We start from the raw sequence: 24,139 nt of genomic DNA, 5'->3' as shown, positions 1-24,139 counted from the left end.
TTACTCAGGATGAGAATAGTCAGGGGAGCCGATACGACTGAAATAGTTACCCAACCTTTCAATTAATGTTGGTACAAACTCATTTGATAAACATGCATAGACACCTGATTTAAACGATTCTAATGATTGTAAATCAGACTTATTAATAGTAACCATGTGGTCAAATTGGGCATGAAACGGACCAAAAGATGATTTTTTTGACTGGCGAATTTCAGGGATGAAATGAAGTGAAGCTTTATTTCCTCCATGACTAAGTAGGTTTCGTTTTTTATTCATATTATTAACAACATTTCTTTTTTTAGCTTCAATTTTTTCTTGCTTATCAGGTAATTCATCGTCCTTTTTAGCCATTAGAGAGTCCAACTCTTCATTAAGATTTGTGTCCTTTTTTTCAATTTTTTTTAAGTCCGAAGATATATCTTTTAACTCAATGAATTGAAAAGTATTATTTTTCTTCTGAGCAATCTCGCACCTAGGAGTTATTAAAATATAATGCTTGTTATCTTTGAGAGTTATGTGCCCTGTATCAAGGTCTTCAGCAAGGGGGGGGATAAAGTAATATTCTTCAGGATGAACTGCAATAGTTTCGTTTAGGAACGAAGCATGTAAATGTGAAGCCATATGTCGGTTTAATGCTTCCTTCTTACCTTCTGATTCTTCCCAGTAGTTCCAGCGAGGCCAAATTGACTTATAGAATAATGAAGACATAGATTTAGAGAATTTATACTTAAGATCATTTATAGAAAGTATTATCTCTTTATTATCTTCCACTAAACTTTTTATTAAATTTGTTTTCGATGTGTCTCTATCTACAATTTTAATATATTCTTGGTGAGAATTTTCTATAGTTGCTTCTGCATCTTTTGACTGACCTGTATAAATTACTGAATAACAAGACACGGTTGACATGATTTCTTTTAAAACATCAACACCATCAGTATTATTATAATCTTCATCTTCACCTTCTCTCTTCAATCGGATGTCTATGATTGCAACACTAAAATTATATGTATGTAGTTTCCTAAGTGCTTCGTCTTTGTTTTTTGCTATTTCCATATGAAAGCGGATTGAGCCGTCATTTTTGGCCGTAGATACAGCATTATGGCGTGTTAAAACAGTCTCCCATTCTTTGATATGTTCGTCTTTATCCTCTACAACAAGTAAATTGACCATCATTTATTTGATCTCCTCTTTAGGTAGAGTGATTTTAAATGTGGTTAATTCCGCTTTATCAGCAAAAGATAATGTACCACCACTGTTAATCAGAGCTTCTTTTGCAATAGCCAAGCCTAGACCATGCCCCTTTGATTTAAGACTAAAACCTGGTTCAAACAAATGTTCGTAGTGAAGCTCATTTATAAGAGGCCCATTATTAATAACGTCGATATAAACTTGGTTGTGCTGGGTGGTAGCAATAATAGAAACATATCGTTCTTCGCGTTCAACAGTACTCAACCAATGGGAGGCATTAAGAACTAAGTTTATCAATGCACCTTGTAAGTCCCCTTCATATCCAAACGCAGATAAACTGGAATCAATGTCATATTTGATAAATACTTCGGAGTCAGTTCTCTCAGTCTTAGTAATACGTTCTACGCGTTCAACTACATCGAGTATATTAAATAAATTGGGTTTACCTCTTTTTCTACCTGAAATAGGATCCAAATCTTTAAATAATTTTGATATTCCTGCGCATCCATCATCTAAGTTTTGAATTTCACTAGGTATATCATTTCTTGCAATTTCGCCCATAATACTCTGCTCGCCAATATGAGATTCGAACTCTTTAAAAAAGTCGCGAGCACCAGAAATTGAGCTAACATAACTCCTACCCTCATGTAATAGTTCAGCAACTACATTGCCTAATGTTGCCCTTGATTCGAGTAAGTTTGTGTATTCACGCATGCCATCTAGAATTCTTTCCATTTCTTTTGATGACTTGTTTACTTCAACGTATATGCGGTCCTTATCTTCTGGAGATAAGTTTTGAACCGACTCAATCGCTTTAGAAACTTTTTCGAGAGAGGCTACTTTATAAGCTTTTACAAAATCCTTTTTAGGCTTACGTGCTATACCTGCTTTTTCTCTAAAGCTAAATCGTTCTACCTCAATGTGTTGCAATAAGTTAGTTATTAAAGATTTCAGTCTATTGAAAGCACCATTTTCCTCTAAACCCTCTCGGCTACTGCGCTCGACAAGCATTGACTCCCATTCACCTTGGACGTATATCTCACCAGCTAATTGGTTGTGACCAATCTTGTGGGAAGGGTCTTGCACTCTTCGCTTCTCAAGCTTGAGCCAATCATGAGCATGGTGGCCATAAGGTCTAACTCTAAAGCCATTTCTGTAAATACCAACCCCAGTACCTTCAGAAATAAAGTCTCTAGCAGAGCGTAGAGTGAAGTACTTTTTATAATCTAGCCCCATTTTATTGATGAGGTCTTTGACTGAATCAACTTCTAAATCAAAAATTCGCAAGTTTACTTTCAGTTCACCACATGTATGCTCTGATTCACTCATTGAAGGAGCATCTAAACTTACTGCTTGTTTTTTATTGTCGCCGCGTACAATGGAAAAATCCCCCTGAAACTTACCATCTTTGTCAAAGTTTCCTTCTACTTTGTAATGGCAATGATCACCTAAGGAATAAGGGTTCAGTGCAATATCTACGCAAGTGTCCTCATTTGGATTATCCTGAACTCTTATCATTGAATCCAAGTTTTCATTGTTAGATAAGACTAGGTTGGTACCATCAAAATTGTATGGAGAAAACATTTTCTTAGGTACTTCACTTCGGTTTTTAGCAGACTTCAATTCTTTGAGATATTCTAACTTTTCATCAGTAATCGTGTAATCGGACAAGTTTAGAGTAATAGTGAACTCATCTTTTTCATCTTGTTTAGGTGTCGCTAACCTTCTTAACTCTTGTATCAAACTCTTTAATCTTTCTTGCCCCCACACATTGTTTAAACCAGAAACTATAATTGTTACGCCAGTAATGTCATCAGGCTCTGGAATTAGATCTTCGATGTCGATATCTATCTCTTCCAAATACTTAGCTTTTTCAAATATGTTCCAATCGATACAAACCCTACATTTTTTTAGTATGTTTTCATGCTTAGAGACACTGACTAGTTCCATGGATTGCCCCAAACTAGCAGTTGCAAATCTTCCGACGCCCTTCGCTCCTGTTAGTGCTCTTTTACCTGATCGAGAATGTGTCGCTTTAGCTTTTTCATCTGTCGCTGGTTCAAACCAAATGTGCTCGATATCATGAGCAGTCATGCCATGACCACTGTCTGAAATCGAAATAGAACCATCTTTGATGATAGCGCTGTTTAAATCATTTGGGTTTTGATGTATTGGTGGAGAGATGTGTATGCTGACTGACGGGGAATCGGCATCATAAGAGTTCTTAACAAGCTCAATGATAGCTGCTTCGGGGCCACTAATTAGTTTATCCCCGATAGTACGAATAAGCCTTGCTCTTGGTTTTAATTTAGCCACGTTTGAACCTCAGAGTTTTCTATATTTTCTACGGCTACCAATCTTCTCGGTCTCAATAATACCTTCTTTAAGAAGGATGCCGAGCACGCTGTAGGTAAGGTAGTCTTGTTGGTTTCCGTTGTGATCTGATTGTAGGCCCAAGTAATGAGCACAATCGGAATTATAGATCCCTTCCGGGTTCTCTTCTGACAACGAGATGATTGAATCTTTAAGTAGTTTGAGCCCTAATTGCGCTTTTTCAATAGCACCATTTGGGACGGTAACTTTTTCATTTATTTTTCGATTAATCGAGCGCGGTATTACGGTGTTGTATAATGAACCTCCAGTTTCGACTGTTCCGAAGCTAGAAATTAGTTCTAATTCAATTTGAAGAGCCTGTTCCTCTGATAGTCCCTCTACCACCTTTGAAATTATCGGGGTGCATCCAGAGTCTAAAATCTCTTGAATGAATTTTCCTTTGCGAGTCTCATCGACCTTTTTAAGGTAATCGGTTGCTCGGCTGCCAGTACCTTTACCAATGTAAAATACTTTAGCTGGTTTTTCTCGCGGGTCTTTTAGAGAGTAGACGTAATAAGTATTAGACATTTTTATAGCTTTCCACAAGAACACATCATCAAAATACAATATAACCTAAGTACTTTAATACTAAATCTTTTAAAAAGTAAAATTACCACATAGTACTCAAAAACTAACAAATACCTAATTATATTAATTTTACTCACTTAGGGATAGAACCAGTAAGTTTGATAAACTCACTGATTCCTTTAAGATCAAAATGAACTTTTTCTTGCATTTATCGCTTTTACGATAGACAGTTGATCTTTAACTAAAGTCAATATTTGTTTCAATTGAATTTCATTATGAATATTTGGTGGCAATCTTAAAAATACACCACTAGCATCAACTTCAAATCTATAATCCAATGGTAAATTCGACTGGATTTGTAATAAATCTATGCCTATTTTACCCTTGTACTTACCATTATCTGCTCTTCGATCAATTAACCAATAAAACAACTGCGTGAAGTCAGAATCCTGAGTTTCCAATAGTTCCGCATTAAAACCAGCATTAGGAATCAAACCATCAATTAAGTAAGTATTAAAACCTTCTAGCTTATCCTCTGACTTAGAAAGATACTCAATATTTGATAGCAAAAACCTAGGTTCATCAGATAAAATAGCGACTTCATATTGTTGAGCTTCTGATTCTATTGAACTTTCAACTGGAGCTCTACGATCTCCCGTTTCAGTAAATATTGAAAAATCTTTATTATGCAAAGCTGCATTTAAGTCTTGCAAGAAAATTCTATTGTCACCCAACAGTTCACGCTGATGAAACTCAAATAAACTATATCCTGATCGCAACAAGACAAACGACTTAGCTACTTTGAATACTTCCTCACCAATATTTTTATCTAGCTGAGCTTTAATTGCTACGAGATTATCTAATTCAGGATTAAGTAAAACAAGAATAATAGCTCTTAAAACATGTGACCCGTTGTCATCTAATGGAATATCTAGTGGACTATTACCAGTAATTAAAGCCTGTACTTTTTGGAACCACACTTCAAATTGATGATCATTTTTAACCGATTTGCTTAATTGTTCATTTAGCGAATTCAGAACATTATAAGCATCCCATCCATAGTCAAGACTATTATCTAAACACTGCTGCGAAAAAGCTCTTTGAACCTCGAACTCAAGAACGCTCAAGCTTTGAGAGCCAAATAAGTAATCCATCACATTATTAACTTTATTTTCCCTTAAGAAATCATTCTTCAGAGATACTATACTATATGGTTCAGTGATCAATTTTTCATACACTAAAGCTAAAATTCCATCTTCGGTAACAAAATCAGACTTGTTAGACACTTTTGTCGGTTTAGCTATAATTATTACTTCCGAGCAAATATCTTTCTGGTCTAAAGCTACGACATCACAGTTAAGCTTTCCAACATCAAAATTTGCATAACTTCTATCTAAAAAGATATCTCTAGCATCATTAGTTGCAAACCATATTTTTTTTAAACCAGATAATGAGTATGCTTTTTTCTGGGTTGCTTTAACAATCTCTAACAACACTAAATCATCAGTAAAATGCCCACTTTGAACAAAACTTAAAGCCCCATTCGCATTAATTATCGTCACATCATTTATAAGATAGCATTGTGAATCAAGTAATACTTCATAAGGCAACACTAACCTTGAAAGGTATTTCCTAGTAACTACTACATAGGAAGATTCTGAATTAAATAAAGTCGTTATCATTATAAGTCTCTATATTCCATTAAACCTGAAGCCTCTGTTGGTAAATGCTTCAAAATAGGGGCCTGAATAAATTCATCTTTGACATACATAAGAACTAGCTCTGAACGCGCACGAGAACACATTACATACATATTCATATTAAACGTAATTAGATCTGTATCATTAAATGAAAAGTTCTGTAAATCAGGAATAAATACGGTATCAAACTCTAACCCTTTACAGCTTCGACGATTTAATATGGTTATGATGCCTTGCGTATCAAATATTAATGATTCACTCGTCTTAGGATCGGAACTTGAATAATGTTGTACTCGATAGTTAGGTAATGCACTTCTTAATTTATCAAGATAGAAATCCTTATCTATCTCAGAGTCAACTATTATTCCAACCTCTTGAGCACCACGTAACTGTAAAAAGTTTTTAATAAAATTCACTTGACTTAATTGGTCTTGAGTTGCAACTAACTTTGGACGACCTCCTGTTTTTTCCGGTATATCAGGAATGCCTGATGGTAACCCGACATAAAAATGCTTAGCCATTAATGCTATTGGTCTAGTATTTCGAAAGTTTATAGTTAACTTAAACTCCTGTTCTTGCTTTACTTTTAAATTACGGCGAATTTCATCTAAAGAAGAATTTTGGCCTTCATAAAGACGTTGATTTTCATCCGCAAGAATTGTAACTCCACCATTGTCCATACAACGACCTACTGAGCGCAAAAACTTAAACATATCGGGCGAAAAGTCTTGAGCCTCATCAATAATTAAATGCCCCCAATCAAAAACATCCTTGTCAGGTAATTCTAAATACTGATCAAGCATTGTTTCCCAATCATACTGCCATTTCTTTATTTCAGGGGGATCGTACTTGCAGCCAAAACCCAACCACTTTTCAAACTTGTCTGGAAAACTATTTAATTGTTCTTGAGTTACCCACCATTTTTTTTCAGTCGGTTCATATCGAGCACCAGCCTCTTTTAGCTCATGACGTTCCTCAAAAGTCGATTTTAAATAAACTCTATCAACGTTGTTCTTTTTCTGCTGAATAGGAGTGAATTCAGGCCATTTAGCAAATTTAGTTAAATCGGCTTCATATGTATCTCTTGAAATGTACCACTTACCCTGCTTTCTATCCCATAAAGCCCCTGTTGCTTTCACTTCATCTTTTTCGGAATACGGACTATTTAAATAAACCTTTTGTGATTTCTGCTCTAGATCAGTAATCGTATTCTCCTCACGAACAATACGATGCTTTTTCCACCAATCAGGAAGCCAACTATGCATGGTTTTTGAAGTGACTTCTCCTTGAATGTCTTTTGCTACATTTTCTGTATAACGCCTCAATACCCGGTTATACATTAGTACTGTTACTGGCGTACTTTTTTTTGATAAAGCCTGAGCCCTTAAGAAAGCAATTACTGTTTTTCCTGTTCCTGGTGGCCCTGTTACCAATACATTACCCGTAATTGGTGCATCTTCAAAAACATCTTGTTGTTCTTCACTAATTTGACGAGCATTGGGCATACGCATTAGCTATATTCCTCACAAACTATCTTCATTATCTTACTAAACAATCCTTGTTCACCACCATCACCGATCAGAAGTTTACGGTCTAACAGCAGATTATTATGTTCACAACTAGTCTCTGAAACCAAAGAGCAAGAATGACAAGCTGCTTTATTTAATCCCATCACGCCTTGAGATTCCATCTCACTGCATATTGGGTCATTAGAGCACCAGTTTGCAGTTTCTAATGCTGCTATAAACGCCGGAAACAATCTTGCAGGTTCTCCTTGTTGAACCAACCCACCTAAACTACCTTCCGAATCACCATCTGCCGTATAAATTAATATACCGGCTTGACCTTCATCAGCATAAATTCGCTCTCTAAGAGAGCCACTAGAATATCCACTCTCAAAGCTCAATTGGCGGATAACTAAATGAGCAAATGTGTGCAAGCACATAAATTTAGCACTAGGTTCCGGCAAGTAGCTTGAAGTCACTCCAGCGTAACGTTTAAGTACGCTATCTAATCTTGGTCGAATAAATGTATCTGCTTGATATTGCCACTCTTCCAACGTTGATGGGTTAAATTCAATAAATATTCCTTCACCGTAGACTTCACATGCTGGCAACCAAGACTTTTGACCATCAGCAGACTTCATTAACACAGGATTGTCATCAGGAGTAATTCTTTCAAAACCACAGAACGCTCTTACTTCTCGAAGTTTATCTAGAAGCACTATTTTTTTAATATATTTATTAAACCCAAAAGATTTTGATTCATCAATTGAAGCAATTCGAGTCTTAAAATTATCACTTTGCTTATCTGTAATATTTGATGCACTCAAGATATCCCACTCCGCGATACGAAGATCTTTATCATCAGGAATACGGAATTCCCTTTTCGGCTCTCCTCCTGACTCTACAGCACTAAGAATCTCTTCAATAGAAAAATTAAACTCTTCAGATAAATCTTCGGCACATTGCTTCGCTCTCTTTGATTTACCCCTCTCTAATGCTCTTAGTAGATCTTCATAATCTTCAGTTTCCTTAATGGTTTCAATTATATTATTTCCCTGAGTTTTAGGGTCATAAGGAATATCTAAAGCAGATCGGATTATTGGGTAATAAAGATTACTAGCTCCTCTTTGAAGAACTCGTAAAGGTTGCTCACATTTAGAGTTAAAATTCTCGTTGTATTCCCACGGTTGTTTATCTAAACAACGAGACCTCAAAGCCCCATCATTCATAATATCCCCAAGTGAATTAGACGCTCCGCAATTTTGACAACGCACTTCAAGTGCATCAAGTCCGCTACCTCGATTGTTGTTAGCTATAAAGCAGAGGTTCTCTTTTGGCATTGAACACTGATCTGATTGATTAAGATGCGCCCATCGATCCCAAGGTACATCTTGTAAATGACCATGATTACAAGCTGCAACAAAACGCATAGGAACTAAGGTCTTATTATTACATTTCTTATTTTCACAAGTTGGTACACCATTTTCGTTAACTGGATCTTCTCGATTCCAACGTTTCAATCTTCTACAACGAGGACAGAACATCCATGTAGGAAATCGACAAGTCATCAAAGAGTTATTCTTATGTACATTTTCCCAACGATTATTTAGTACGGGCGGTTTTTTGAGAGCCCAGACTCCAGCTTCTTTCGTTAACCGTTCAAGTTTTATCTCTTCTAGCTTCGCTGGCCATTGCTTTATGTCCATGAGGATGAGAGATTCATCACCAATATCGATGATTGCTCCAGGTCCAAATGGACTAATTAATTGTGAACTTCTGTAGCTACGATTGGCACCAGACATTTTATTCTCCTCGAACCAAAATATGTGTTTCAGTATCAACACTGCGCATCGAGTTTAATGTATTCCAAGCATCTACATGTTCACCCACATTATCATCAAAAGATTTAAACAATGGTCTAAATTGCTTACCGGCCCCCCCTGACTCATATAGATTGATTGGATTTTCATCACTGTTTGCTTTGCGGTGCCACTCTTCAATTATTTTATCTAAATAATTTGTGACTTTATTTTGTTCTAACATATCCATTCCGTTCATCGATTCCTTGATCCTTCGAACGAAAACATCTCGGATTTCTGTGAATTCAACACTATCTTTGTCAAAGAACTTAGCACTCTTATTTTCTTGTAAATACCCCGTCATTCGAACAACAGCAATGAGTGATGCATGCAATGCACGCTCTACAGCAGGCATGGCCCAAGGTGTAACACTTGTCGGTTCTACATAACGATATAAAGCTTGATGGTAACTTTTAAATGATTCGTAATGAGAACGGTCTCTTGGCTTATTAGCTGAATATTGAGTAAATACAATACCTGGTGGACGCGATTTTTTACGTCCAACTCTACTAGATGCTTGGATATATTCCGCAGTTGCTTTAGGTTGCCCTGCAATCAACATCACTCCCAAACGACCAATATCAACTCCAACGGAAATCATATTAGTACAAGGAAGCACATCTACCACACCGTCTCCAGACATCATTTCTTTTTCTAATTTTGCTAATATTTCAGGGATCCTAGCCCCTTTAACATTAGCACTTAACTCTTCAACTGATTGAATATCTCTGGCTTCGTCACTAATAACCTTAATACGAGCTGGAATATCATCTCGAGCTAAAGTCATCGTTTTTCCTAACTCTCTTCTAGAGTTATGATAAATTGGTAAAGTCCAATAACTATCTTGAATAATATCAGAAAAGCCTAAATATTGTGGAGCTTGCAGCAATGCAGCCCCCAATTGGACCAAGCCAGTTTGGCCAGTATGACCTGATGGCATGATGCCTACATATAAACGGCCTGGGTTGTTAAGATCCTCTTTAGAGAAAAAGGAGTCGGCTTCATCAGTCCCAGAAGGAGGGAAAATCGCAACATTTCGCCCAAAAAGTCGGTTTACTTGTTGATTAGCACTGCGAATCGTAGCCGTAGCCGCAATAACTTTTGGCTTATGTCCTAGAATTTCCATAATACTGTCAAAACCAGTTTCATAGATCCCAGCGATTGTTCCTAAAGGTCCAGATATAAGATGCAGTTCATCCTGAATAATCAAGCTAGGTGGATTTTTAAAACGATTACCAAAAAAAGATGCAGCTTCCGCTTTCCAAGTTAACCGCGCAAATTTATCAATGGTTCCAATTAATAAACTAGGGGGGGCATTATACAGAGCTTCATCTACTACCTGTACTGGCAAGTGACGATGAAACTCACAATCAGATGAAGGGCATATAAACTCAAATTTTGAACATGGGTTACACTTAACACCATAATCATCTGAACTTTCCGAATGTCTATTAGGAAAAATTGAGGTTCCACACCAAGGGCAAACTTGAAGCTGAAATGGATTCTCCGGTTGGTCAGCTTCGCGTTGTTCCTTATATTTTTCTGCTGCTGATTTATAATCATTGGGCGCACTAGCAGAACCAACCCATAGACCTAGACTAAAGATTTCATAACCTAGCTCTAATGGAGCTCTTTGGCGAATAATTTCAAGTGCACAGATTAAACTACCCGCTCTTTGAAACTGTTGAGCGGTCAATAAGCGTAACGTGTAGCGCTTTATAACTGAAGTACCTCCGCCTGCTTCACCATATTTCAAACGGCGATAGATCATTTCCCAAGCAGCAACAGCTAAATAAGCCTCAGTTTTACCACCACCAGTAGGAAACCAAAGTAGGTCCACGTCTTCATGAGATTCAGAAAATTCTCCATTCTCATTTGGAATCATTGACTCAAGAACTAATAATTGAAAAGCTAGCTGAAATGGTCGCCAATTAAATTTACCTAAAATACAATCAGCAAAATAATTTGGTGTTTTATAACCCCAATTTCTAGGTTTGGCTGTTCCTGAGTAATCTCCACTAGAATGAATCATCTGCATTAACATAGCTTCATTAGCCAAACGAAATGCTTTCATTGCGAGAGTATCTGAACGCAATAAAGCAATTCCTCGATTCATACGAGATGCAGCTGTACGTAACCTTGTAATTACTCTTTTTTTAGCATTATCGTATCGAGGATCTACTATCTCTATATCTAATTCATTGATCCAAGAGTTATAAGCCTCAATTAAGAGTTGATAATCATTTAGCAGTATATCTTCTGATACCTGATTGATATCTGCAATACGGTGAATACTGAGTATTTCATCTGTTAAATAAGAAAATCTTTGATTGTCTAATTCAGTCGAGAAACCTTTAACTTCATGACTTGGAATTGTTTCAGTATAAAGTCTATAAGGAATTCGTTTATGATCTTGTTTTTCCCAATTAACGGCAGCACCATGTCCCACTCCCCAAGAAACTCGATTTCGGTACGTTAATGCAAGTTCTTTTTGTTCGTCGTCAAGCTTAAAACGATCGCTACTTGGGTATTCTGCAAACTGCCCCTCTTTAACCGTTATTGATATTTGACACTGATAAAAACAATCTTGTGGTTTTAAACTCTCGCCAGATTTAGTTTGATTTGAAAATGCGACAGTAACGATTCGACCCGATACATATGTTCGAACAGCAACATCAAGACGAGCATTATTATCAAAGATAGGAGTATAAGGGTTTTCCGTCTTCGCAAGATTAACTTCCATTGAATACTCAAGCGGAGTTCGTTTCCAACCGGACTGTTGATCTCTTGAATATCTTGCAGCAGAAACATGAACTTCAAAAATTGATGAGTTTTGTGCTGCAAATGATAATGCCATAGAAGATGGCTTAAAGTCATTACTTAAGGCTTCTGTAGTAGAGTCTTCGCCTAGTGTTTCATCGAGATCATCTCTAGATACTGCAGGTGGAAATAATGTTCCACTTAAATAACGTTTATGAGGCGCATCTTGAATTTCTTCTTCGGGCCCATTTACAGGGCCAACTAGTTGCATTTTGACGTAATCTAAGAGTTGTTTCCTTGCGAATGCAAATTCATTTGAAGACATTCACTTTCCTTTTTAAGACGCTATGAAGTATCTATAATACTATTTATAGTTGTATATGTTATTAATCTAAAACAAATTTAAGACTAGCTATAACTAAAAAGATCAGGAAGTTGAATATATAATGAAACGTTTATTATTTTGATAAAAATTAATTGAATGAAAACTTTAAAACTGCCGTTATTGGTAATAACCTAGCCCTGATTGTGACCCGTAGGGACAAGACACAGCGAAGCGTTTTGTGGCTTGGTTGAGCCATTGGTGTGTAGCGAAGTATGAGCGTAATGCCAATTCGCGAGATAAAGCAGGTTGCCCGAAGGGTGCTTCTTTGCAAGATGCTTAGATTGAGATAAGAGTTGTGATGGTTAATTTAATGACTAAGAACGAGAGATTGTTTCTTAGTCATTAAGATTAGGCGATATTGTTTAGCGCTCGCTGTTGATCCATGTAAACTTTTAATCGATTCGCTCTGGATTCGATTTCTTTCTCTCTTAATTCTCCGCGCTTCATGGCGAAGTTGATGGCTTGTTGGTCGTACACGCCTTCGTTCTGCATTTTCATGTTACTTATGCTGTTTTTTAGCTCTTCTTGGCTTCTGTCTCTTTCTATTGATTCAGTTTGAATTTTACCAATTGCTTCTACTTTCATATCGCCTCTGACCCCGTATTTATACCAGATGGGCTTTCCTTTTTTCTAAATTTAGTTGTAAGCGCTAATCTGGTCAAGCAATAGTGAAGCAACTTTCACAACTTTATGGCAAAGATCAATGCTTCGTGCTCTATCTCTTATATCTATCACGCTTATCCTGCTCTTTTTGGCTTTTTAACTATACTGGTGGTGGGATTGAAAAATTAAAAGGATTTGTATGAACTACCAGCATCTTCAGGTTGAACAAGAGGATAATATTCTGATTGTTCGCTTGCACCGCCCTGAGAAACTAAATGCTGTCAATTATCTTATGTTTGAGGAGTTAATTGATGTTAGCCGCAAAGTTAAGCGTGATCACACCATTAGGGCGATAATTTTAACCGGCAGTGGTGATAATTTTAGCTCGGGTTTGGATTTTAAGTCGATCATGAAACAAAAATCTCAAGCGATTAAATTGCTGTTAAAAGTCTGGCCGGGCAATGCAAATAAGGCACAACAAGTGAGTGCCAATTGGCGTGGGCTTTCGGTGCCTGTAATTGCGGCGATTGATGGGTATTGTTGGGGCGCTGGGCTTCAAATTGCGCTTGGGGCTGATTTTAGAATTGCGTCTTCTCGCGCTAACTTGTCGATTATGGAGTCAAAAATGGGCCTAACCTCTGATATGGCAGGGTCTTTAACGCTTAGGGAGATTATGCCTAAAGACCAAGCAATGAGGCTCAGTATGTGTGCGACGCAGTTAGATGCAAAAACGGCGTTGCATCATGGGCTTATTACTGAGATTAACGACAAACCATTAGAGGCGGCAATTGAGTTAAGTAAGCAGCTTTCGCAGACGTCGCCTGATGCGATTGCGGCAACTAAGCATATTTATAACCGTTATTGGACGGCGCCTAAATGGAAGCTTTTGGCTTATGAGAGTTATAGCCAAGTGCGTATTTTAATTGGTAAGAATTTTATGCAGGCGCAATATGCATTAAAGAAAAAAACGCTGCCTATGTTTAAAAACAGACAACGCTTTTGGTGAGTTAACGGGTTGATTTTATGGCTTGGTCGATAGCATTTCTTCTAAGCCACCACCATTATGTACTTGGGTATAGCCTTCTTGTTGTAAGTAGCTCATCGCTCTACCTGAGCGCGCACCACTGCGGCAATACACCACAATAGGCGTGTCTTTATCGATATTAGCAAAGGCGGTTTCAACGGTGCTTAATGGCAAGTTTGCGGCGTCGGTTAGGTGTCCTTGGCTAAATTCACCTGGGGTGCGTACGTCTATTAATAATGCGCCTTGCTCGACAAGAGCCCACGCTTGCTCACTGCGCTCTGATGCCCAACAGCTAAAAGACAGCATTGATAGTAGTAGACATAATCCCGCTTTAATTTTCATTTATTGTCCTTTTAAAATGCTCAGTAAAATTTGCCTTTATTTTAATCTGGATTGTGTGTTTTCACATAGGTTGCTCATCGTATTTATAGGCTAGATCAAAAAAGCCAGCGTATTCTCTTTAATAAAAAGGAATATCACTGGCTTTTATATCCACCAAGTTAAATTGGCTATCTGTTACATTGCTGCTTGTTTGCGGTGTTTGAAATCCACAATCAAACCTAATACAAATACACCGACAGTCACAAATAGGATACTTTGGAATACGTGATGGTATTGCGTTGCAGAGACGATTAAATCTAAGGCTCCTGCATTTTCTCCAGTATTTGTTGAGGTAAACTGTGCAATATCTGCCGCTAAGTAGTTGGCCACAGAGCCCCCTGCAAGCATATAGATTCCCGCTAATGTGCCTGTTGCGCCTTGTGGGTTTAAGCGAGTAATGGCAGCAAGGGCGACTGGGTCAATAAACAGTTCAGCAACACCAATGCACAATAAGCCAACCATTAACCAAACGAAGGTTGTCTCGCCGCTTGCCATTGCTAGTTTTGATGACAAGGTAATTAAGCTAAAGCCTGCGGTTAATAATAAAAGGCCCATATTCAATTTAGTGAGCGTTCTTACTGAGATGCTTTTTGAGTCTAATATTTTCCATAACCATGCGACGCCTGCACCACCAACAATGACTGCGACAGGGTTAATGGCTTGGAAGAACGCGGTTGGAATGGTGAAACCGCCAATATTGGTGTTGATGTTGCGCTCAATGAATAAGCTGATTGAGCTACCACCTTGTTGGTCAAAGGCCCAAAACACGGTACCAAAGAGCATGAAGTACATGATGGAGTTTAGTTTTTGGCGATCTTCTGCATCACTTTTACGATACAAGCCAATGATATGCAGCACTGACATAAAACAAATCACGAACAAGATGTAGCCTGCCCATAGATTTTTAAGTACAAATACCAAACCTAATGTGGCGACGGCAATGGCGATGATCAGTAAAGACCAATGCGGAATGCCTGCGCTTTTTTGTTGTAGTGCACTAAAGTTTGGTTGGCTTACATGGGCAAAGTTTTTACGCCCTGAGATAAATACGCCCAAACCAATAAGCATCCCTACCCCTGCTAGTGAAAAGCCGATGTGCCATCCCCATTTCATGGCGGCAAAACCACATAAGATAGGCGCAATCATTGAGCCGATGTTGCCACCAATATAAGAGATAGAGAAGCCTGCTTCACGTCCGTGCTCTTGTTCTTTGGTTTGGTATAGCTCGCCCAATAAGCAGCTTGAGTTGGTTTTAAAGAATCCATAGCCACAGATAATTAATGATAGTGCGATATAAAGTGTGGTGTGATCGCTACTTGGGATACTGAGAACAAAGTGCCCCCCGACCATCAATAAACCACCTAAAATCACTGACCAATAGTTACCTAAATATTTATCTGCTAAATAGCCCCCAATGATTGGCGTTACGTATACCAGTGAGGTATAGGCTCCATATAAGGCGTAAGCATGTTGATCTGACATTAATAGCTTTTCGGTTAAGAAAAGGATCAATAAAGAGCGCATGCCGTAATAGCTGAAAAACTCCCACATTTGTATCGCAATAATGTGGAATAGCCCTTTAGGTTGTTTGATCGTGTTCATCTGCTGCCCTATGACGGTTGCCCGAATAAGTGTCAATTATTTTTCTATTGGTACTTATTCACTAATATTGGCTAAACATACACAGCAACGATAAAAACACCAAGATATTTGCGGCAAATCCCGTGTAACATAAGTTTTCAAAAATGGAGGTAAGAATTCGAGGGAAAATCACGCATAAACATGTGATCTCTACAGGTAGGCAAACCATTACCATTTATTTCATGAATGCTATAGGTAACTTTAAAGTAAATATCTATTATTCTTCCCATAGACATACACAAGGATGTGTTCTTTCTTTTATATAGGTAGAATATGAATTTTATTAATCTTACATTTTTAGATAGAAGAATCCTGACACAACTGCAAAAAAGAGGTATGAGTGCTAATGAAGGCATTCGACTTATTAGTTATGAAATATATTATTTAAATTATAAAGATAGAGCCATAGTAAGAAAGGCTACACGCTTGATTGGCGATGCTAAAAAGAGCACCATTATTGCTGCTATCCAAATGAGCAAACGAAAAAATTATCTCATTGAATTACATAAAAATAATGACGACTGCAATAACATGAATTGTAACTATTTAGTTAATGTATAGGATTGATGTCAATGAGTATGGCAAAGAGATATATTCAAGAAGCAATTATTATCATTACTTCTATGAGAAAATCAGCAAAGAAAACAACGAATATTATTGATCCTGAAACTAAAAATCGAGTTAATAACAAAATATACTAATTAGAGTTAAAAGATATTAACCAAAATCATGATTACCTTTCGTTCAATTAAATAATAAGCTCATACGTTTTATCACGTATGAGCTTTTTTATTTTTGTATGAATGATGACGAATGTACTTTAAGTGACATTTCGTTAAATGGTCCCAAAAAATTTAGCCAGAAAACCAAAAACAAAGACCCCTAACCAACTCCACATACCTAAAGCATTCCACCACATGAACACTGTAAATTTCTTTGAGTCTGTTGATGCTCTTTTTCTAATAAATGGATAAGCAATACAATAATCAATGAATCGACTACCAACATCCCAAGATGCTTGGTATTGAGGCCGCATATACCCATTTTTGCATAATATTTATCAAGGTCCTTTGCTAATTGCTTATCACTAAAAATAATATGTTTAAAGCTTCCCAAGGAAACTGTAAGTAATATTATAGCTATTATTCATGCATTAGCATTTAATATTCGACAGAAAACAAATATACAAAATGCCAACCATGCTATATTTCCAAGATAAATTGTAACTAAAAAAACAAGAGAATACCGTCCATAAGATGCTTTTATTTTACAATTCCATTTACTTATTTCTAAGCTTGAAATCCTGTAAAAAATGCGCAGTATAGGGTAAATAAACCAGATATAACTTAAAGCGCTCCCTACAATCCAAGACATATTACTTTCCATTGAAAATAATGACTTTTCTTTAAAAGCTACAGGCGCACTATTTGATATGTTTCGAATAATTTCATGCTTATTCCTTCTTAATTTAATCGTTAAATATAAAATTCCAGTAAGAAAAAAAATACCAACACTGACAACTACTAAAGCTGAATATTTACTTAATAAATCAATCAAAAATAAAATCCTCCATGATAACACCTATATCGTTTGATATATCACCACCATACATCCCCCATAATAAACTTCCTCCGCCAATAAGGACTATAGATAACCCTCCAGTTACAGGAGCAAAAACGGCCCCAATACCAAGTCCGCCTAAAACATTAACAGTTGCAGAGCTCAAATTTTTAGTAACAGTTCTACCACATGCTTCACTAATAACATCATTCATACTACAAGTTTGGTAAATATCTTTTCCATTTCCATAAAGTCCCAGCCCTGTCACCAACCACGACCCAATGCCTAAACCTTTACTAAATGACATCGATTGCTTATACAACGCAGTCATATCAATCCCAGAAACGGACTTAGCAAAATCTTTTGCTTTATAAAGCTGACGCTTATCAACATTAAGATAACGATTAATATTTTTTGTTTGAATTGATTTTATATAACTTGGGGACCCAACTTCAGAAATAATACTCTTCATTTCTTTTTGGAAAGCTCTAGCTCTACCTCGCCACTCTTTATAATCATAATTTGAATATAAAGATGGACCAGAAAGACCTTTCGTTTTTTCTGCAATAATTTTAGAGTACTCGGAAAAGTTAGTCATCTTCTTACTAATTTTATCTCCTTGAACCTGTGCTCCAGCAATAACAGCACCACTACCAGCAAGCATGTGGCTTAAGCTAAAATCAATAAGTTCAGAATTTTCACTATTTCCTTTATTAATATCTAAATTTGAAGTTGCAACCATTAATAATGCATTAGCTGTCGTTTCATGATGCTCAGAAAACCACTTTTTCTCATCACTGGATAGTGTTAAGAACTCTGTCATCAACTCATCTGTTTGTTCTATTGCGTATGCTTCATCTTGATGAGGATCTTTCCAAGGAGATACGACTAATGGCATTCCTTCTACTATCTGATGAAAACTTCTTTTTAAGTGTGGATTTGACTTAATGAAATGCTCAATAACTTCAGGTTCAGCTGATAGATACGTTTCTTTTACAAAATCTTCAATTGTAATTTTTGAATCAGAAAAAACGATATAGGTATCGTCAACATCAAAGCTATTATCTAACTCCATCTTCGCCTTATCTAACTTAGGTGCTTGAATATATAACTTATCATTCAGCTCATACGCACTGGCTACAATCTGGTTTGGACGCTTCACTACTGATGGCTTATCTCCACCTTTATCGATAATGCCTTGTATCTTTGCTTTAGTGTTATCAAGTAGGGTTTGAGTCTCATCAATAAGCTGTTTTCTAACACGCTTAACGGTATCAATATGCCCAAGTGTGACCTTCTCTACTTCGCTGGATCTTACTAATGACGCATTGCCTTTTACGCACTCTAATCGTGATAGAAAACGCTCAAAAAAAGCATCCGCCACTTTATTGATGTGCTGTGCTGCTGCAGACCAATCAAGGCTATCCCATGCTTTTTGTGGATTTCCTTTACCGAAATAGCGTAGATTTGCCCACAACTCACCATAAGACGTTGAGGCATCCAACCAAATAAAGGAATAAATCGCATCGGCATATACTGAAGTTGAGATATTGGGAGAAGCAATACAAAGCAGTTGTGACACAAAATAACGGACGTCTTTTTGCTCCATTGGCTCTTTATCCATCACTTTTAATAATGAGGTAGCGAACTCTTGTGCATCCCAATAGGTAAACAGTTGTGGTGAAAGATACTTCGCCTCTAATTCAATAATGGATTGTAGAGTCTCATTTGGGTAGGTTTGGCTGCCTAAGATACCCCACTGATATTGCTCTGCTCGGCTGTTGGGTTTTCGTAACCAAAACGGATACTGCGAGCCTGCTGCTAATGAAAAGAAAGCATCATCACTTAATTCACCATAGCGCTGATTAAAATCTACAGGTCCAGGACCCCAATTGAATTCATTCGGGCTTTCTTCATATTCCACTTCAAGGCGCATATCTTCTGGTAATGGGTCAAGCGTGCATTTACCTCTGCCATCTAACTCACCAGAAGCAACGATATTGCCATCGCCATCTTTGACTTTAAATGGTGCATTGGCTAAGTTTTCACAATAGATATTAACGGAGTAAGTTTCTGGCTCTGGCGTGCCAATTTGAAAAGATGGGTTTTGAACGCCGCTACACAATGTATTGCCTGAGTTCATAGTCATAGAATCAGATTGCCTTGCAACACCTTGACCTTCAATTTTTACCGTGGGTGATGCTGTTATAAATGCAGCTTCTCCTTGAATAGTACCAGAAGAAACACCTTTTTTATCGCCACCTTCATCCCCTGTACTTTTGGAAAAGATAGACCCTTTAAGCGCAACAGAGTTACCGCCATCCATGGTCACGGTAGTAGAGCCACCAGCCAAATCTGAAGATTTTGCGCTATTACCATAGGCGATATTAGAGGTCGATTTTCCTGTTGTCGTTGCACAGACATCAGGAGAATCGGCACTTGCTTCTCCGCCTGAACCTTTATGCACTACACTTAATCCATTTGCACCTATTGTTGCCGCCAAAATATCACCATTGTTAATCACATTTAATAATGTAAATTGTACCTTCTATTACAACGTTCATTAACATGACAAAGTGACGGTTCCATTAGGCAAAATAACTGAATTGTAAGTTATGGATTAGAGATCACTATAATTTATATATCGAACAAGCTGAGACAACCACCTATCTACATCAATTATATGCCCACTTCTTAATATAGATTAAGGTTTTGCTCTTTTCTTAGCGCTACTATTGCCGCCCTTTTATCCCAACGACATGACAGAACACTTCGAGAGGATTGCACTTGAGCACTTTGTTTACACAAACCAAAATTGGCAACATGACACTAAAGAACCGCTTTGTTCGAAGTGCAACGTGGGAAAATATGGCGACTGAAGATGGCCATATGACAGACAAACTTTACGATATCTATGAAGAGCTAGCTCAAGGTGAAGTTGGTTTAATAGTGACAGGTTATGCAAACATCGTTGAGGAAGAAAAACCCAATGCCGGCATGATGGGTATGTACAACGACTCTTTTATTGCTGAGTACCAAAAGCTGACTGAGTTAGTGCACAAGTATGGTTCTAAGATTGCGATGCAACTGGCGTATGGTGGCACTAAGACCACGTATAACGTCGGCGAGCGTGTGATCTTTGCACCAAGTGACGTATGCGAAAGAGGCACGCAAACTCTTGGTAAAGCGATGACTAAAGATGAGATTGATTACATTGTTGATGCCTTTGCTCAAGCAAGCCGTCGAGCGCAAGAGTCTGGTTTTGATGGTGTTGAAATTCACGCGGCGCACACTTATTTAATCAATCAATTTTTAAGCCCATATTACAACCGTCGTGAAGATGAATACGGCGGTAGCTTAGAAAACCGCATGAGATTCTTAATTGAGATTTATGCCAAGATCAGAGAATTAGTGGGTGATGATTTCCCTATCTTAGTTAAGCTAACGGCCACAGAGTTTTTTGATGGCGGTTTAACCTTTGATGAGACTCGCCTTATCTGTAAAAAACTGGAAGAGATTGGGGTTGATGCCATTATCGTTTCAGGCAATATTCACGGCAATGCAAGCACCATGATTGGCGAATCATTCGATGGTTATACGCTGCAAGATGAAGGCTATTTCCGTGAGTATGGTGCGGTAATCAGTGAAGACATCTCTATCCCTGTGATTACGGTGGGTGGTCTTAACGATATTGGTGCGATTGAAGCCATTGCTGAGAACACCAATATTCAATATTTTGCTTTATCACGCCCTTTGCTTGCTGAGCCTCAGTTAATTAAGCGCTGGAAAGAAGGCAGCAGAGCAGAAGTCGATTGTGAGCGTTGCTCTAAGTGTCGCACTAAACGCGGTAATTTCTGCGTGGTGTATAAAAAGAGAAAGCCAAAGAAAGACCAAGCGTAAATTTACTTTCTTTAGAGTGACAAATATAAAAACGCCGCAGGTATTAACTGCGGCGTTTTAGTTTGATTTACTAGAGGGGGAATTCTAGTATTTCTTTAGGATCTCAACGATGTCGCTTTGGTTATCTGAATTAATGATTGCCTCGATATCTTCATCGTTTTGGAACAACTCGGATAACGCCATAATCGTATTGATATGACTGTCTGAATCCATTGCTGCTAATGTCACTGAAAAGTACACATCGCCATTGTCTTCTGACTCTAGGTTCACACCATTCTTAAACACGGTGATTTGAAGCGCCGCTTCGTTTACACCATCTTCAGGTCTTGCGTGTGGCATTGCAATTTTAGGAGCAAGCACATAGTAAGCACCAATTTCATTGTGTTTCTGTTTGATGGCTTCTAAGTAACTTGGTTCAATCTTGCCATTTTTAAGTAATACTGAACACGTTAACGCTAACGCTGAATCAACACTTAAATTGCTTTCAGATGTAATAACAATACCGTCATCACCAATTAATTCTAATAAACTCATGATACAAACCATCCAAGTAGTAGACCAACAACACCAAAGTCAAAATCAGAGAAGGTTGTTGCTTCTAACCCTAAACCACCAAGCACAGGAAGCAGTAACATTGGTAAGATTGAGATACAGATACCTTGTGTAAATGAACCTAAGATAGCGCCACGTAAACCACCCGTTGCATTACCGTATACACCAGAAGCTCCGCCCACGAAGAAGTGAGGAACAACACCAGCAACAATAATCGTCCACCCCATCATGCCTTGTACACCCATCATTAATAGACCAGCAGAGAATGAAGATAAGAAGCCAATTAATACCGCGTTAGGCGCAACAGGGAATACCATTGGGCAATCTAGTGCAGGTTTTGCACCAGGTACTAATGTGTCTGAAATACCTTTAAACGCTGGAACAATCTCAGCAATCAACATTTTTACACCTTGAAGTACGATGTAAACACCGCCAGCAAAAGTAAGTGATTGCATAAAGGTGAATACCACCCAGTTTTGTCCACCAGATACGCTCTCAACAAACTCACCACCAGCAAAGCTAGAAGCCAATAAGAAGAACAGTGCCATCGTTGCAGCAACAGCCACTGGCGTATCACGTAAAAACATTAGGCTTTTTGGTACGTTAATGTCTTCTGTTGATTTTGATGTGTCACCAAACTTGCTGCCAATATAGCCTGAAACCACATAAGAAAGTGTTGAGAAGTGACCCATTGCAAGTTGGTCTGTGCCCATTACTTTTTCAGTATATTTTTGAGCAATCGCTGGCATGATAACCATTAGCGAACCAACAATGATAGAGCCTACTGCAACTAACGTTGTACCGGTAATGTCTGCTGTTGATAAAATCACCGCAACAAGCATCGACATAAACATGGTGTGGTGACCCGTTAAAAATATATATTTTAAAGGAGTAATTCGAGCCAGTACGATATTCACAATAAATGAGAAGAACATAATTAATGCCATCTCATAACCAAACGCTTCTTGTGCTAATGCCACAATCGCTTCGTTATTTGGAATAACACCACTCACACCAAACGCTTCTGTAAATACGGTTGAGAAGTTATTTAATGCGCCAACCAAAGCGCCAGCACCAAAACCTAGAATTAAAAATCCCATTACGGTTTTAATAGTGCCTTTTAAAATGGTGGATATATCTGACTTTTGAGCGACAAGGCCAATAAAGGCAATTAAACCTACCATTATTGCTGGCTCTTTTAATAAGCCAAGCATAAATTCAAAGAAATTAACCATAATAATCAGACCTTACATGAATGCTTTTAGTTGCTCTTCAATAGACACTTTGTCAAAAATATTTTTAAGACTAATGATATTTTGCTTACCAGCAGCTTCTAATTGAGTGGCTACATCTGTTGCTGCAACCCAAATATCAGCGGTGCTTGATGCTGCTGATGATAAATCTTCGTGATCAACTTCGGCTTCAAAACCAATTTTTTTAGCCACTTCTTTAACTGCCATTTCCATCATTAATGAAGTGCCTAAACCGTTACCACATACAACTAAGATCTTTTTCATTTTATATACTCTCTGTAGGATTAAGTGGAATGTATATTTCATTCCCTAGTAATTATGTTGAGAATCTTAATAGGTAAATTGAAGATTTAAATAGATCTAAATCACAAAGCCAAAATGAGATTGTGATGCAGATCTACTTAATATAGTCTTATTAACAAAAAGCTTTGTTAATTTTTTCTGAGGAATTTGAAACTGTGATGGGGGTTGTATTTATAAATAGATGAGCTTTATTAATTCGACCTGTAAAAATAATCAATAAGTATTAGTTTATTACTTCCCGTAATCTGTCAGCATTTTTTTCAATAGATTATTTACGTCTTTGGTCTTTTTATTTCGTTTTGTTAGCGCGCTTAATGACATTGGCATTTTCGGCTCTTCTTTTTGTATTTCGCCTTCGCCTGCTTTGAGCTTCATTTTTTGTACGGCAGGTAATAGCATTCGTACTTCTTCACCTTTTTCATCGGTTAAGAGAACAATATTTTCTGACTCCACTTGAACAATGGTTAATAAGCCATGTTTTACTGACTCTACTTTCTCACCCACCATAATGGACTCAGGCGGCACGGAACGATCAGCCAGTTGTCCACTTCTTAATTTTGCGGCACTAATCGCTCGGATACTCCCTGTATTCTCAAACGCTACAATCACGGTATGCGTATT

At 37.7% G+C, this 24,139-nt stretch carries 19 protein-coding genes and 1 pseudogene; 3 read left to right on the top strand and 17 right to left on the bottom strand.

Annotation, left to right across the window (positions count from 1 at the left end; translation table 11 throughout):
* From PVK70_RS16185 to PVK70_RS16150, 8 genes are all read right to left on the bottom strand, one after another.
* Nucleotides 1-1,176 (bottom strand): response regulator, encoded by a 1,176-nt coding sequence (locus PVK70_RS16185; RefSeq protein ID WP_130046729.1) that lies wholly within the window; start codon nt 1,174-1,176, stop codon nt 1-3.
* Nucleotides 1,177-3,507 carry a sensor histidine kinase gene (locus PVK70_RS16180; RefSeq protein WP_130046730.1) on the bottom strand — a complete coding sequence of 777 codons (2,331 nt, stop codon included), beginning with the start codon at nt 3,505-3,507 and terminating at the stop codon, nt 1,177-1,179.
* 9 nt (nt 3,508-3,516) lie between these two features.
* Entirely contained in the window at nt 3,517-4,092 is a 576-nt protein-coding gene (locus tag PVK70_RS16175; RefSeq protein WP_130046731.1) for a GIY-YIG nuclease family protein, read from the bottom strand.
* Nucleotides 4,093-4,277: 185 nt separating this feature from the next.
* Nucleotides 4,278-5,774, bottom strand: a complete 1,497-nt coding sequence (locus PVK70_RS16170; RefSeq protein WP_130046732.1) for a hypothetical protein — start codon at nt 5,772-5,774, stop codon at nt 4,278-4,280.
* Nucleotides 5,774-7,297: a DUF5710 domain-containing protein gene (locus tag PVK70_RS16165; protein ID WP_165367109.1), complete on the bottom strand. Its 1,524-nt coding sequence runs from the start codon at nt 7,295-7,297 to the stop codon at nt 5,774-5,776. The genes PVK70_RS16170 and PVK70_RS16165 overlap by 1 nt, the downstream gene beginning before the upstream one ends.
* A 5-nt stretch (nt 7,298-7,302) precedes the next feature.
* Entirely contained in the window at nt 7,303-9,099 is a 1,797-nt protein-coding gene (gene drmB, locus PVK70_RS16160; protein WP_130046734.1) for a DUF1998 domain-containing protein, read from the bottom strand.
* Between the two features lies 1 nt (nt 9,100).
* On the bottom strand, nt 9,101-12,241 hold the full coding sequence (locus PVK70_RS16155; RefSeq protein ID WP_130046735.1) for a helicase-related protein: 3,141 nt from the start codon (nt 12,239-12,241) through the stop codon (nt 9,101-9,103).
* A gap of 408 nt (nt 12,242-12,649) precedes the next feature.
* The gene (locus tag PVK70_RS16150; protein WP_130043487.1) at nt 12,650-12,886 is read right to left on the bottom strand and encodes a hypothetical protein; all 237 of its coding nucleotides are present in this window, start codon (nt 12,884-12,886) and stop codon (nt 12,650-12,652) included.
* 217 nt (nt 12,887-13,103) lie between these two features.
* On the opposite strand from PVK70_RS16150, the gene PVK70_RS16145 reads away from it, so the two are divergent.
* A complete protein-coding gene (locus tag PVK70_RS16145; RefSeq protein ID WP_130046736.1) occupies nt 13,104-13,910 on the top strand; it encodes a crotonase/enoyl-CoA hydratase family protein in 807 nt (268 codons plus the stop codon).
* 15 nt (nt 13,911-13,925) lie between these two features.
* On the opposite strand, the gene PVK70_RS16140 is transcribed toward PVK70_RS16145, so the two are convergent.
* Both PVK70_RS16140 and PVK70_RS16135 read right to left on the bottom strand, forming a co-directional pair.
* Nucleotides 13,926-14,270, bottom strand: coding sequence for a rhodanese-like domain-containing protein (locus tag PVK70_RS16140; RefSeq protein ID WP_130046737.1), 345 nt, complete (start codon nt 14,268-14,270; stop codon nt 13,926-13,928).
* A 174-nt stretch (nt 14,271-14,444) separates the two neighbouring features.
* Complete coding sequence (locus tag PVK70_RS16135; protein WP_130046738.1) at nt 14,445-15,911, bottom strand: peptide MFS transporter; 1,467 nt, start codon at nt 15,909-15,911, stop codon at nt 14,445-14,447.
* 312 nt (nt 15,912-16,223) lie between these two features.
* Here PVK70_RS16135 and PVK70_RS16130 point away from each other — a divergent pair, with 312 nt between their 5' ends.
* Complete coding sequence (locus PVK70_RS16130) at nt 16,224-16,511, top strand: hypothetical protein (RefSeq protein ID WP_130046739.1); 288 nt, start codon at nt 16,224-16,226, stop codon at nt 16,509-16,511.
* 274 nt (nt 16,512-16,785) lie between these two features.
* Here the strand turns inward: PVK70_RS16130 and PVK70_RS16125 are convergent.
* The 3 genes and pseudogenes from PVK70_RS16125 to PVK70_RS16115 form a co-directional block, all read right to left on the bottom strand.
* Nucleotides 16,786-17,087, bottom strand: a pseudogene (locus PVK70_RS16125) (hypothetical protein); the annotation flags it as partial.
* A gap of 9 nt (nt 17,088-17,096) precedes the next feature.
* Nucleotides 17,097-17,507 (bottom strand): hypothetical protein, encoded by a 411-nt coding sequence (locus PVK70_RS16120; RefSeq protein WP_130046740.1) that lies wholly within the window; start codon nt 17,505-17,507, stop codon nt 17,097-17,099.
* A complete protein-coding gene (locus PVK70_RS16115) occupies nt 17,500-20,013 on the bottom strand; it encodes a DUF4150 domain-containing protein (protein WP_242504719.1) in 2,514 nt (837 codons plus the stop codon). Before PVK70_RS16115 ends, PVK70_RS16120 begins: the two co-directional genes overlap by 8 nt.
* A 284-nt stretch (nt 20,014-20,297) precedes the next feature.
* Between PVK70_RS16115 and PVK70_RS16110 the strand changes: the two genes are divergently transcribed.
* Nucleotides 20,298-21,410, top strand: a complete 1,113-nt coding sequence (locus PVK70_RS16110) for an NADH:flavin oxidoreductase (RefSeq protein ID WP_130046741.1) — start codon at nt 20,298-20,300, stop codon at nt 21,408-21,410.
* A gap of 84 nt (nt 21,411-21,494) precedes the next feature.
* Here PVK70_RS16110 and PVK70_RS16105 read toward each other — a convergent pair whose 3' ends face one another.
* The 4 genes from PVK70_RS16105 to PVK70_RS16090 all read right to left on the bottom strand — a co-directional run.
* Nucleotides 21,495-21,944 carry a PTS sugar transporter subunit IIA gene (locus PVK70_RS16105; protein WP_165367110.1) on the bottom strand — a complete coding sequence of 150 codons (450 nt, stop codon included), beginning with the start codon at nt 21,942-21,944 and terminating at the stop codon, nt 21,495-21,497.
* Nucleotides 21,941-23,197, bottom strand: coding sequence for a PTS ascorbate transporter subunit IIC (locus PVK70_RS16100; RefSeq protein WP_130043480.1), 1,257 nt, complete (start codon nt 23,195-23,197; stop codon nt 21,941-21,943). Before PVK70_RS16100 ends, PVK70_RS16105 begins: the two co-directional genes overlap by 4 nt.
* Before the next feature lie 12 nt (nt 23,198-23,209).
* The gene (locus tag PVK70_RS16095) at nt 23,210-23,479 is read right to left on the bottom strand and encodes a PTS sugar transporter subunit IIB (protein WP_130043479.1); all 270 of its coding nucleotides are present in this window, start codon (nt 23,477-23,479) and stop codon (nt 23,210-23,212) included.
* 270 nt (nt 23,480-23,749) lie between these two features.
* Nucleotides 23,750-24,139: hypothetical protein (locus PVK70_RS16090; RefSeq protein WP_274441665.1), on the bottom strand; the 390-nt coding region annotated here is incomplete at its 5' end.

The sequence above is a fragment of the Aliivibrio sp. A6 genome (assembly GCF_028765505.1).
Classification (GTDB): domain Bacteria; phylum Pseudomonadota; class Gammaproteobacteria; order Enterobacterales; family Vibrionaceae; genus Aliivibrio; species Aliivibrio finisterrensis_A.
Note: the sequence above shows the minus strand (reverse complement) of the source record. Positions and strands in the feature narration are given on the sequence as shown.

What these genes read in the sequence shown, in the direction of transcription:
- PVK70_RS16095 (WP_130043479.1), bottom strand. Translation starts at nt 23,479, where the DNA reads ATGAAAAAGATCTTAGTTGTATGTGGTAACGGTTTAGGCACTTCATTA.
- PVK70_RS16145 (WP_130046736.1), top strand. Translation starts at nt 13,104, where the DNA reads ATGAACTACCAGCATCTTCAGGTTGAACAAGAGGATAATATTCTGATT.
- PVK70_RS16165 (WP_165367109.1), bottom strand. Translation starts at nt 7,297, where the DNA reads ATGCCCAATGCTCGTCAAATTAGTGAAGAACAACAAGATGTTTTTGAA.
- PVK70_RS16140 (WP_130046737.1), bottom strand. Translation starts at nt 14,270, where the DNA reads ATGAAAATTAAAGCGGGATTATGTCTACTACTATCAATGCTGTCTTTT.
- PVK70_RS16105 (WP_165367110.1), bottom strand. Translation starts at nt 21,944, where the DNA reads ATGAGTTTATTAGAATTAATTGGTGATGACGGTATTGTTATTACATCT.
- PVK70_RS16135 (WP_130046738.1), bottom strand. Translation starts at nt 15,911, where the DNA reads ATGAACACGATCAAACAACCTAAAGGGCTATTCCACATTATTGCGATA.
- PVK70_RS16185 (WP_130046729.1), bottom strand. Translation starts at nt 1,176, where the DNA reads ATGATGGTCAATTTACTTGTTGTAGAGGATAAAGACGAACATATCAAA.
- PVK70_RS16170 (WP_130046732.1), bottom strand. Translation starts at nt 5,774, where the DNA reads ATGATAACGACTTTATTTAATTCAGAATCTTCCTATGTAGTAGTTACT.
- PVK70_RS16100 (WP_130043480.1), bottom strand. Translation starts at nt 23,197, where the DNA reads ATGGTTAATTTCTTTGAATTTATGCTTGGCTTATTAAAAGAGCCAGCA.
- PVK70_RS16155 (WP_130046735.1), bottom strand. Translation starts at nt 12,241, where the DNA reads ATGTCTTCAAATGAATTTGCATTCGCAAGGAAACAACTCTTAGATTAC.
- drmB (WP_130046734.1), bottom strand. Translation starts at nt 9,099, where the DNA reads ATGTCTGGTGCCAATCGTAGCTACAGAAGTTCACAATTAATTAGTCCA.
- PVK70_RS16130 (WP_130046739.1), top strand. Translation starts at nt 16,224, where the DNA reads ATGAATTTTATTAATCTTACATTTTTAGATAGAAGAATCCTGACACAA.
- PVK70_RS16150 (WP_130043487.1), bottom strand. Translation starts at nt 12,886, where the DNA reads ATGAAAGTAGAAGCAATTGGTAAAATTCAAACTGAATCAATAGAAAGA.
- PVK70_RS16175 (WP_130046731.1), bottom strand. Translation starts at nt 4,092, where the DNA reads ATGTCTAATACTTATTACGTCTACTCTCTAAAAGACCCGCGAGAAAAA.